The organism is Jannaschia aquimarina (assembly GCF_000877395.1).
GTDB lineage: Bacteria > Pseudomonadota > Alphaproteobacteria > Rhodobacterales > Rhodobacteraceae > Jannaschia > Jannaschia aquimarina.
Genome location: NZ_JYFE01000027.1, coordinates 37179 through 48606, shown reverse-complemented (window position 1 = coordinate 48606; position 11428 = coordinate 37179). Strand labels below are relative to the sequence as shown.

General features: G+C 67.7%; 10 protein-coding genes. 9 read left to right on the top strand and 1 reads right to left on the bottom strand.

The window, feature by feature from the left end:
* Positions 1 to 94 precede the first annotated feature (94 nt).
* The 6 genes from jaqu_RS07450 to jaqu_RS07425 all read left to right on the top strand — a co-directional run bounded on the left by jaqu_RS07450 (position 95) and on the right by jaqu_RS07425 (position 4444).
* A complete protein-coding gene (locus jaqu_RS07450; RefSeq protein ID WP_043918332.1) occupies positions 95 to 781 on the top strand; it encodes a response regulator transcription factor in 687 nt (228 codons plus the stop codon).
* A gap of 265 nt (positions 782 to 1046) precedes the next feature.
* Entirely contained in the window at positions 1047 to 1700 is a 654-nt protein-coding gene (locus jaqu_RS07445) for a DUF2461 domain-containing protein (RefSeq protein ID WP_052500837.1), read from the top strand.
* Positions 1701 to 1791: 91 nt separating this feature from the next.
* Positions 1792 to 2580 (top strand): exodeoxyribonuclease III, encoded by a 789-nt coding sequence (locus jaqu_RS07440; protein ID WP_043918331.1) that lies wholly within the window; start codon positions 1792 to 1794, stop codon positions 2578 to 2580.
* Between the two features lie 61 nt (positions 2581 to 2641).
* Positions 2642 to 3556: a tetratricopeptide repeat protein gene (locus tag jaqu_RS07435; protein ID WP_043918330.1), complete on the top strand. Its 915-nt coding sequence runs from the start codon at positions 2642 to 2644 to the stop codon at positions 3554 to 3556.
* Between the two features lie 37 nt (positions 3557 to 3593).
* Entirely contained in the window at positions 3594 to 4238 is a 645-nt protein-coding gene (locus tag jaqu_RS07430; protein ID WP_043918409.1) for an LON peptidase substrate-binding domain-containing protein, read from the top strand.
* Positions 4239 to 4291: 53 nt separating this feature from the next.
* Positions 4292 to 4444, top strand: a complete 153-nt coding sequence (locus tag jaqu_RS07425) for a Trm112 family protein (protein ID WP_084629551.1) — start codon at positions 4292 to 4294, stop codon at positions 4442 to 4444.
* 35 nt (positions 4445 to 4479) lie between these two features.
* Here jaqu_RS07425 and jaqu_RS07420 read toward each other — a convergent pair whose 3' ends face one another.
* Entirely contained in the window at positions 4480 to 5691 is a 1212-nt protein-coding gene (locus jaqu_RS07420; RefSeq protein WP_043918328.1) for a UbiH/UbiF/VisC/COQ6 family ubiquinone biosynthesis hydroxylase, read from the bottom strand.
* Positions 5692 to 5773: 82 nt separating this feature from the next.
* Here jaqu_RS07420 and jaqu_RS07415 point away from each other — a divergent pair, with 82 nt between their 5' ends.
* The 3 genes from jaqu_RS07415 to jaqu_RS07405 all read left to right on the top strand — a co-directional run bounded on the left by jaqu_RS07415 (position 5774) and on the right by jaqu_RS07405 (position 11099).
* The gene (locus jaqu_RS07415; protein ID WP_043918327.1) at positions 5774 to 7099 is read left to right on the top strand and encodes an amidase; all 1326 of its coding nucleotides are present in this window, start codon (positions 5774 to 5776) and stop codon (positions 7097 to 7099) included.
* A gap of 109 nt (positions 7100 to 7208) precedes the next feature.
* Positions 7209 to 8396, top strand: coding sequence for an aminotransferase class I/II-fold pyridoxal phosphate-dependent enzyme (locus tag jaqu_RS07410; RefSeq protein WP_043918326.1), 1188 nt, complete (start codon positions 7209 to 7211; stop codon positions 8394 to 8396).
* Positions 8397 to 8405: 9 nt separating this feature from the next.
* A complete protein-coding gene (locus jaqu_RS07405) occupies positions 8406 to 11099 on the top strand; it encodes a DNA translocase FtsK (protein ID WP_043918325.1) in 2694 nt (897 codons plus the stop codon).
* The last annotated feature ends 329 nt before the right edge of the window (positions 11100 to 11428 follow it).

Below are 11428 nucleotides of genomic sequence, written 5' to 3'. Positions count from 1 at the left end.
CGTGAAGCGTCCGTGAGAGCGGCGGAAGACGCCTTGGCGCGCGCCCTCCGCTGCGTCACTTTCCGGGCCAAAGCATTTATCCGGAGTGGTGACGATGGCCAACCTCAAGAAAATCCTCCTGGTCGACGACGACGACGACCTGCGCGACGCCCTGGCCGAGCAACTGGTCATGACCGAGGAATTCGACGTCTTCGAGGCCGATTCGGGCGCCACCGGCATGTCCCGTGCCAAGGAACAGCTCTACGACCTGATCGTGCTCGACGTGGGCCTGCCCGACACCGATGGGCGCGAGCTTTGCCGCCTGATGCGCAAGCAGGGCGTCAAGTGCCCCATCGTGATGCTGACGGGTCACGATACCGATGCCGACACGATCCTGGGGCTGGATGCGGGCGCCAACGACTACATCGCCAAGCCCTTCAAGTTCCCGGTCCTGCTGGCCCGTATCCGCGCCCAGCTGCGCCAGCACGAGCAATCCGAGGATGCGGTCTTCACCCTCGGGCCGTACACCTTCAAGCCGGCTCAGAAGATGCTCCTGACCGAGGACGACAAGAAGATCCGCCTTACCGAGAAAGAGACGAACATCCTCAAGTTCCTCTATCGCGCCGGCGATGGGACGGTGGCGCGCGATGTGCTGCTGCACGAGGTCTGGGGCTACAATGCGGGCGTCACGACCCATACGCTGGAGACCCACATTTACCGCCTGCGCCAGAAGATCGAGCCCGAGCCGTCGAACGCGCGCCTGCTGGTCACCGAAAGCGGGGGCTACCGTCTGATGGCGTGATGCGGGTGCAACAGGCCGGAAATCTTCACGTCTCCGACCTTCGTTTACCTAACGGCAGCCACATTTTTCGGGTTAGAGTAAAGATACCCGCTGCGGTCGCGGGCAATCGACCGCACCTCCCTGTTGGACTCGGCCGGACCTCGCGTCCGGCCTTTTTTCTGTCCGGCACACGGCGTGCCCCTTTGCCGCTTGATCTTTGCCACACCTGTCCGCGACGATCCCGGCGGGGTCGCGACCACGGCACCGATCCGGGGGTGGAGGGTTCATGTCCGACGATGGGTTTACCAAGATGCTCGACCGGGCCCAGCGCTTCTACGCTGCCCTCGCGCAAAACAACTCCAGGGATTGGTTCGAACCGCGCAAGGCGGCTTGGAAACGCGATATCGAAGCCCCGGCCAAGCTGTTCGCCGATCTCGTGGCCGAGGATCTGGCCCGACTGACCCGCACGCCGCACCGCCCGAAGGTGTTCCGCATCAACCGCGACATTCGCTTCTCCAAGGACAAGTCCCCCTACAAGACGATGCTGGCGATGCTCTGGGCCCCGGTCGATCCCGGCCCCTCCTTCTATTTCGGGATCGAGCCGGCGGCGACCTTCGCGGGCCTCGGCTGGCCCGGCTTCGACAAAGACGGGCTCGCGCGGTTCAGGGCTCTGATCGACCGCCATGGCGACGATCTGACCGAGGCGATGGGAGCCTCTGGCGGGTCCCTGTCCGAGATCGGCCCCGACCCGCTCAAGCGGGTGCCCAAACCCTATGCGCCCGAGCACCCGCACGGCGACCTGCTGCGCCGCAAATCCTTCGCCCTGGGCGGCCCCCTGCCCGAGGGTTGGCGCGAGACCGGAGACGGCCTCGTCGCGGCCCTCACGGATCGGTTCGAGGCCTTGCTTCCCGTCCGGGAGGTGCTGATACGGGACTCCTGACTGAGCCCGCCATGTGCACATCGTCTGCACGGGGGGTGCACAGGGGGTGCACAGGGAGTGCATCCGCATTTTTGCACAGACCGGAGCCGTCATGCCCTTCACTCTCGCAACATGGAACATCAACTCGGTTCGCCTGCGGGAGGGTCTGGTCGCCCGGCTGATGGAGGAGGAAGCGCCCGACATCCTCTGCCTCCAGGAGTGCAAGTCCCCCGTGGACAAGATCCCCACCGAAGCGTTCGAGGCCCTCGGCTACCGCTGGCGCGTCGCCCGCGGGCAAAAGGGGTATAACGGCGTCGCTATCTTCTCGAAGCTGCCTCTGGAGGAAGCCGGCGCCGACGATCACGCGGATCTGGGCCATGCCCGCCACATCGCAGGCCGGCTCGAAAACGGGGTGACGATCCACAACTTCTACGTCCCCGCCGGGGGCGACGTGCCGGACCGGGAAGTCAATGACAAGTTTGGACAAAAGCTGGATTACCTGACCTCGATGCGCGACGCCTTCCATGCCGACCGGCCCGCGAAATCCATTCTGGTGGGCGATCTCAACATCGCCCCGCGCGAGGACGACGTCTGGTCCCACAAGCAGCTTCTGAAGGTCGTCAGCCACACGCCGGTCGAGGTCGAGACGCTGGGCCAGACGCAGGATGCCGGCGCCTGGGTCGACGTCACCCGCGCCGACATCCCCGAAGGCCAGCTCTATTCCTGGTGGTCCTACCGCTCGCCCGACTGGGACAAGGCCGACAAGGGCCGCCGCCTCGACCACGTCTGGGCCACGCCCGACATCGCGAGCGCCGCCCACTCGTCCCGCGTTCTCCGCCACGTCCGCGGCTGGGAAAAGCCCAGCGATCACGCCCCCGTCTTCGCGACGTTCGATCTCTGACGCCCGCTTGCCCCCGCGCCGCGCCCTGCCTAGATCGGAGCCAACCGCTCAGGAGGCCCCCATGCTCGAATTCGGCCAGCAATCCCAGCAGCCCGCCGCCGACGTCATCAAGGACGTGGACGAGGCAACCTTCATGATCGACGTCGTCGAGGCCTCGATGGAGGTCCCGGTCATCGTGGATTTCTGGGCCACCTGGTGCGGCCCCTGCAAGACACTGGGCCCCCAGCTCGAAGCGGCGGTGACCGCCAAGAAGGGCCGCGTGCGGATGGCCAAGGTCGACGTCGACCGCAACCAGCAGGTCGCCGCGCAACTGCGCATCCAGTCGATCCCGACGGTCTATGCCTTCTGGAAGGGGCAGCCGGTCGATGGCTTCCAGGGTGCGGTGCCGCAATCCGAGATCGACGCCTTCGTCACCCGCGTCGCCGACCTCGCCGGCGAGGGAGAGGGCGACGGCCTGGCCGAAGCGGTCACAGCGGCCGAAGAAATGCTGGAAGCCGGCGCCGCCGTGGACGCCGCGCAGACTTTCGCCGCCATCCTGGGCGAGGACAACGCCAACGCCGCGGCCTGCGGCGGACTGGCCCGCGCCCATATCGCCCTCGGAGAGTTGGACCACGCCGAGGGCATCCTCAACACCGCCCCCGATGCCATCATCGACGCCCCCGAACTGGAGGCCGCACGCGCCCAGCTTGCGCTCGCCCGGCAGGCGCAGGATGCCGGACCCGTCGCAGACCTGCGCGCTGCGGTCGAGGCCAACCCGGACGATCATCAGGCCCGCTACGATCTGGCCGCCGCGTTGCAGGCGAACGGAGAGACAGAGGCCGCCGTGGACGAGTTGCTCGAACTCTTCCGCCGCGACCGGGAGTGGAACGACGGCGCCGCGCGCGCGCAGCTTTTCACGATCTTCGATGCGCTGAAGCCCCAGGATCCGATCGTTCTGAAAGGCCGTCGGCGCCTGTCGTCGATGATCTTCGCCTGACCCTTTCATCTGGTCTTTCACGACCTAGCTGATGGTTATGATCCGCAAGGCCGACCTGCCCGAGACGATCCCCGTTTTCCCGCTGCCGGGGGCGTTGCTGTTGCCGCGCGCCCGCCTGCCGCTTCATATTTTCGAGCCGCGCTACCTGCAGATGATCGAGGATTGTCTCAAGACGCCCCATCGCCTGATCGGGATGGTCCAGCCACGCGAGAAGGCGGGAAAGGACGGGCGCACGCTCCAGACTATCGGCTGTGCCGGGCGCCTGACCCAGTTCTCCGAGACCGAAGACGGGCGCTACATGATAACGCTTTCCGGGGCATCCCGCTTCCGGATCGTGAACGAGGTTACGGGCTTCACGCCCTATCTGCGCGCCGATGTAGGCTGGAGCGACTTCGAGCGTGACTTGGGCAAGCCCGAGGTGGACCACGATTTCGACAGGCCAGCCTTTTTGAATCTGCTGCAGAAATACTTCGAATCGCAGTCCCTTTCGACCGACTGGGACAGTCTCCAGGACGCCGAAGAGGAACTGCTGGTCAACTCGCTCTCGATGCTCTGCCCCTTCGATCCCGAAGAGAAGCAGGCCCTTCTCGAAGCGCCCAGCCTGACCACGCGCCGCGAGACGTTGGTCACCCTGATGGAGTTCGGGATGCGCGAGACCGGTGACGGAGAGACGATCCAGTGACCGACGCGCCGACGATCGAGGACTCGCCCAAATCTCCGGACCACGAGCGCCGCATGCTGGAGGCCCTCGTCTGCCCTCAGACCCACGGCCCCCTGACCTACGATGCCGATCGACAGGAACTTGCGTCGAGATCCGCCGGGCTCGCCTATCCGATCCGCGGCGGCATCCCGATCATGCTGGTCGACGAGGCGCGCAAGCTGGACTGAGGGCCAGCCCGTCTCCGGGACGGACCATCGCGATGCTACAGCGGTTGCCCCTGTAGCAATCGAGGCAGGTCCCCGGACAGCCCCGCTGCCTCGCGGATGAAGCGTCGCTTCAGCCCGTCCAGATGGTCCACCGCACCCAGACCCAGCCGTCTGAGCCCGCGCAGGATCGGATCGTCGTTGGAGAACAGCGCGTTCACCGCGTCCGTGGCGACGCCCATCTGCGCGTTGTCGAACCGGCGCCAGCGGGCGTAGCGTTCCAGCACCGGCAGGCTGCCGATATCCTCGCCTCGGCGCCGGGCCTCGGTCAGGACTTCCGCCAGGGCTGCCACGTCCTTGATGCCGAGGTTCAGACCCTGTCCGGCAATCGGATGGATGCCGTGCCCTGCATCGCCTGCAAGCGCCACGCGGGGCGCGATCAGATCCTGCGTCAAAGTCAGGGTCAGCGGGTAGGTGCCGCGCGCGCCCGTCAGTTCGATCTCGCCCAGAAAGCTGCCGAAGCGCGGACGCAGGATGTCGAGATAGGCATCCTCGTCCATCGCTGCGATCTGGGCGGCGGTCTCGGCGGTCTCGGTCCAGACGAGAGAGGACCGGTTGTCCGCCAGCGGCAGGATCGCCAGCGGGCCGGGCGGCAGGAAGAGCTGGTGCGCCACCCCGTCATGGGGCCGCGCGTGGGCGACGGCGCAGGTGAGCGCGGTCTGTCGGTAATCCTTGACGTTGCGGCGCAGGCCCGCCCGCTCGGCCACACCGCTGCCGCGCCCGTCGCAGCCGACCAGCAAGGCGGCGGAAAGGGTCCCGCCATCCGCCAACGTGACCGTCGCCCGCGCATCCACATCCTGCGCCACGACCTGTTTGTCGAACCGGACCTCTACGCAGGGGTCGGCCACGCACGCCTGAAGCAGCGCATGGCGCAGGTGCCGGTCCTCGACCATGTGGCCCATCGACCGCTCGCCGATCATCGCCGCGTCGAAACGCAGATGCAGGGACGACGCCCCCTCGCCGACGCGGCCGTCGGAGGCGCGAATACCGGTTATCGGCTGCGCGTCCTCGATCGTCTCCCACAGATCCAACGCCTGCAACATGCGCACCCCGGCCAGCGCGATGGCGTAGGCCCGCCCGGTGAACGGCCCCGGCAGGTCGGGGCGCGGCGCGGCGTCCAGCACGACCGACGACATCCCGCCCCGTGCCAGGGCCAGGGCGGTCAGCGGGCCGCTCAGCCCGCCGCCGACGATGATCACGTCCGTATCCATGCCCCGCCACTTACGCCTGCGCGCACGGTTGTCCAAGGCGACCGGCGGCTCTAGCGTCACGCTGCGACGAAAGGGGGCGGAGATGGATGACTGGCTTCGGGCGAGCGCGGGCGATCTGGGACGCGGCATCGCCGCCGGAGATATCGACCCGGAGGCGCTGTGCGACACCTACCTGTCGGCCATCGCGGTGGGCGATCCCGATCGGCAGGTCTATGCGCGCACCACCGAAGTCCGCGCACGCGCCGAGGCGGAGGCCGCCGCGCGCCGCGCCCGCTCCGGCACCCGCAAGGGAGTGTTGGACGGCGTACCGATCAGCTGGAAAGACCTCTTCGACACCGCCGGTATCGCGACCGAGGCGGGGTCTGCCCTCCTGAAGGGGCGCACCCCCGATCTGGACGCGCCAGTCGTCGCCCGCGCAAGTCAGGGCGGATCGGTCTGTCTGGGCAAAACGCACATGTCCGAACTGGCCTTTGCCGGTCTGGGCCTGAACCCCGTGACCGCGACGCCGCCCGGGCGTCATGACCCGAAGGCGGTGCCGGGCGGATCGTCTTCCGGCGCGGCGGCGTCGGTGGCATTCGGGCTGGCGCCGCTTGCCATCGGATCGGATACCGGCGGCTCCGTCCGCACGCCGGCCGCCTGGAACGACCTGGTCGGCTTGAAGACCACCCATGGACGCCTGCCGAATGATGGCGTCGTCCCCCTTTGCGAGACCTTCGACACGATCGGCCCGCTGGCCCGGAACGTCGAGGATTGCGCCCTGGCACTGGCCTTGCTGGAAGGCACGCACCCCGCCGATCTTGCGGACGCGACGCTGGATGGCGCGCGCCTGCTGACGTTGGCCGATTATTCCGACAGTTCGCGCGACGGTCCGCGCAAGGCGTTCGAGGCGGCAGAGGCCCGTCTGCGCGACGCCGGCGCCTCGATCGAGCGCAAGGCCCTCGCCTGCGTGGACGAGGCGATGGCGCTCTCGCCGCTGCTCTACGCGCCCGAGGCCTACGCCATCTGGGGCGAGACGATCGAGGCGGATCCCGAGGCGATGTTCGCCCCCGTACGCGAACGCTTCCGCGCAGGCCGCCAGGCTTCGGCGGTCGACGTCCTGCGCGCCTGGCGCAAGCTGCGCGCCCTGCGCGCCGATTACGCGCGCGAGACGGCAGGCTACGACGCAGTGATCGTGCCCAGCGTCATGTCCACGCCGCCCGACCGCGACCGTCTGCTGTCGGACACGGAGTTCTACGTCGAGGAAAACCTCGCCTGCCTGCGCAACACCCGAATCGGCAATCTGATGGGGCTTTGTGCGCTGACGCTGCCGACCGGCGTGCCGTCCTGCGGGATCATGCTCATGGCCGCACCGATGGCCGAGGAGCGGCTGCTGCGCCTGGGCAGCGCCGCAGAGCGGGCGCTGGCCTGAATGCAACAGGGGGAAGGGCTTAGCGACACCGCCATCTAGGCACCGGCGCATCAGAGGCTTAGCCTTCCTTCAAGCGGCGCCGTCAGAGCATCCGCATCGAGGCCAGGCAATGAACGCACCAGAGCGGTTTTCCGCACTGCCGGATTATGCATTCCCGCGTCTGCGGACGCTCTTGGGCGATATGCCGCCCGGAGCGAACGATCCCGTGCAGATGACCATCGGCGATCCTCGCCACGCGCCTCCCGCTTTCATCGGAGAGGTGATCGCACGCCATCAGGCGGCCTTCATGTCCTATCCACCCAATGACGGCGCGCCCGAATTGCTGGAGGCCTGCGCCGCCTGGCTGTCGCGCCGCTACGGCTACGAGGCGTCACCCGACCACCTGCTGGCGCTGAACGGCACGCGTGAGGGGCTTTACAACGCCTGCATGGCGCTGGTCCCCGAGACGAAGAACGGCGAATGCCCCGTCATCCTGACGCCGAACCCGTTCTATCAGGTCTATGCCGTCGCCTCGCTGTCGGTGAATGCCACCCCGCACTACGTCAACGCGACGGAGGCAACGGGCAACCTTCCCGACATCGCGTCGCTGGATCCGGCTTTGCTGGACCGGGTCGCAGCCGCTTATATCTGCTCCCCCGCCAATCCGCAGGGCGCGGTGGCGGACATGGTCTACTGGTCCCGCCTTCTGGAACTGGCGGAGCGGCACGACTTCCTGATCTTCGCGGACGAGTGCTATTCCGAGATCTATCGCGGCACCCCGCCCACGGGCGTGCTGCAGGCCGTCGCCGCGACGGGCGCCGACCCGGACCGCGTGGTCGCCTTCCACTCGCTGTCCAAGCGGTCGAACCTCGCCGGACTCCGCTCCGGATTTGCGGTGACCGGGCCGGGCAATATCGCCCGGATGCGCCAGTTGCGCGCCTATGCGGGGGCCCCTCTGCCCCTCCCGTTGCAGATGGCCGCCGCCGCCGCCTGGGCCGACGAGGCCCATGTCGAAGAGAACCGCCGCCTTTACGCCGAGAAGTTCGAAGAGGCCGCGCGCATCCTGGGCAACGTGCCCGGCGTGACGATCCCGGAGGCGGGTTTCTTCCTGTGGCTGCCCGCGCCGGGCGGCAACGGCGAGGCGACGACCGTGAAATTGTGGCGCGAGGCGGGGGTAAAGGTCCTGCCCGGCGCCTATCTCGCCCGCGAGACCGAGGACGGCAATCCGGGCCAGGCTTTCATTCGGGCGGCATTGGTCGCCCCGCGCGACGAGGTGGCGCGCGGGCTGACCCGGCTGCGCGCCTGCATCTACGAATAAGGAAGAACAATGGCTTATCAGGTCAGGCAGCGCGATCCCCTTCTCGATAGCTCGGTGCAGATCACGCTCGCGCGGCGCGGGCGCGAAGGGCTGGGCGTCATCCTCGCCCTGCTGGGCCTCGTTCTGGCGGTGATGCTTCTGACGTATCACCCATCCGACCCGTCGCTCCTGTCGGCGACGGATGCGGCACCGCGCAACTGGCTGGGCGGCTTCGGCGCAACGCTTGCGGCGCCGCTGATGCTGATCGTGGGCAAGGGGGCGCTGGCCCTCGCGCTCGGTCTGATGGTGTGGGGCGCGCGCTACACGTTCCATTGGGGGTCCGAACGGGCCTTCCCGCGTGCGCTCTTCGTGGCCGCGTGGATCCCGGTCTGTGCCACCTGGTTCGCGACCTCGGTGCCGTCGCCCGCCTGGACGCATGATTTCGGGCAGGGCGGCCTGCTGGGAGACCAGGTACTGGGCATGCTGCTCGTCCTGTTGCCGATCACCGCGACGGCCGGGCTGAAGATCCTGACGCTGGTCCTGACGGCGGCGGTCTTCGTCAGCGGGGCCTGGGTTCTGGGCTTCACCCGCGACGAGATGAAGAAGGGCTGGGTCCTGTTCCTCGAAGGTTTCGGCAACGGGCTCTACCTGTTGCGCCTGGCCACCGGCGGCGCCGGGCGTGCCGCGGCCAGGGGAACGCGTCGCGCCGGCGCCGGGATCGCGGCCTCGCGCACAGCGCGCGGTGACGATGGGGACGAAATCCTGTTTGAAGACGATGACGAGGAAACGGACGCCCCGCGCAGCGGCTTCCTGTCGTTCCTGTCGCGCGACCCCGCCCCGGCCGCCGCGGATGACGATGCGCCCGCCGATGACGAGGACCGCATCCGCAATCGCATCGCCAGCGCCGTGCGGTCGCGCGTGCGCCGCGCCCATATCGCCGAAGCGCTCAGCGCACCGCCGTCCGAGGCCCCCCGGCAGGAGCCGCAGCTTTCGCGCATCCCGCCCGCCCCGGCCGTGACCGAGACGACGGGCATCCACGATCTGCCCGACCTGTCCGCCGACACGCCCGTGCCGGCCGCCGAGACCGTCCCGGTGACCGCGCAGCCCCACGCGCCACGCGTCGTCCAACCCGTCAAGAAGGCCGCCGCCCCCTCGCGGCAGGCCCGCGCCGAGGCGCAGCCCGCCCTCGCCTTCGAAGACAAGGCCGACGAATACGAAAAGCCGCCGCTGGCCCTGCTGGCCGATCCGTCCACGGTCGAACGCCACGTCCTCTCGGACGAGGCGCTGGAGCAGAACGCCCGCCTGCTGGAGAACGTGCTCGACGATTACGGCGTCAAGGGAGAGATCGTCAGCGTCCGTCCCGGCCCCGTCGTCACCATGTACGAGCTGGAGCCCGCGCCCGGCCTGAAGGCCAGCCGTGTGATCGGTCTGGCCGACGATATCGCGCGGTCCATGTCGGCGCTCTCGGCGCGCGTCTCGACCGTACCGGGCCGCAGCGTGATCGGGATCGAACTGCCGAACGAGCGGCGCGAGAAGGTCGTCCTGCGCGAAATCTTCTCGGCCCGCGATTTCGGCGACTCGAACCAGAAGCTCGCGCTCGCGCTCGGCAAGGATATCGGCGGCGCCCCCGTCGTGGCAGACCTCGCGCGGATGCCACACCTCTTGATCGCGGGGACGACCGGCTCGGGCAAGTCGGTGGCGATCAACACGATGATCCTGTCGCTGCTCTATCGGCTGACACCCGAGGAATGCCGCCTGATCATGATCGACCCCAAGATGCTGGAACTCAGCGTCTACGATGGCATCCCGCACCTGCTGTCCCCGGTCGTCACCGACCCCAAGAAGGCGGTCGTCGCACTCAAATGGGTCGTGGGCGAGATGGAGGAGCGCTATCGCAAGATGTCCCGCATGGGCGTGCGGAACATCGACGGCTACAACGGCCGCGTGGCCGACGCGCTGTCCAAGGGCGAGATGTTCAGCCGCACCGTCCAGACCGGCTTCGACGAAGAGACGGGCGATCCGATCTTCGAGACCGAAGAGACCGAACCCGTCAAGCTGCCCTACATCGTCGTCGTCGTGGACGAGATGGCCGACCTCATGATGGTCGCCGGCAAGGAGATCGAGGCCTGCATCCAGCGCCTCGCACAGATGGCGCGTGCCTCGGGCATCCACCTCGTCATGGCAACGCAGCGTCCCTCGGTCGATGTCATCACCGGTACGGTCAAGGCGAACTTCCCCACCCGGATCAGTTTCCACGTGACGTCGAAGATCGACAGCCGCACGATCCTGGGCGAAATGGGCGCCGAGCAACTTCTGGGCATGGGGGACATGCTCTACATGGCTGGCGGCTCCAAGATCACCCGCGTCCACGGTCCCTTCTGCTCGGACGAGGAGGTCGAGGAGATCGTGAACCACCTGAAATCCTTCGGCCCGCCGGAATACGCGTCCAGCGTGCTGGACGGACCGTCCGAGGACAGTGCCTCCGACATAGATGCGGTGCTCGGTCTGAATACGGGCGGGAATACCGGCGGCGAGGACGCGCTCTACGATCAGGCGGTGCAGATCGTGGCGAAGGACCGCAAGTGCTCTACCAGCTACATCCAGCGCAAGCTGGGCATCGGCTACAACAAGGCCGCCCGCCTCGTGGAGCAGATGGAGGATGAAGGCGTCGTCAGCGCCTCGAACCATGTCGGCAAGCGCGAGATCCTGATCCCGGAGGCGTAGGCGGACACGTACCGCGTTGCCGGATCAGGTGTCGCGCTCGCGATCCGGCGGACACCCTCCCGTAAATTCAGATCTGGATGCTTTTGCGACCGGCCGGTGGGGACGCCGGTGACGCGCGGCATGGTCGCGTGCGGGTCGTGCGGGAAGCTCTGGTCGACCTCTTCACTCTTCGCGCCCATGACTGCTCGCGGATGCAACCGGCTCCGAGGTATTTGCAACCATGGGATCGACTGCAAAATGGCGGGCTGCTACGGATTAGGCGCGTCCGGTGTCAGGCCATCCTGTCCATGTCATAAGGCCGCGATGGCTTGCTGTCTTCACGGGTCGGG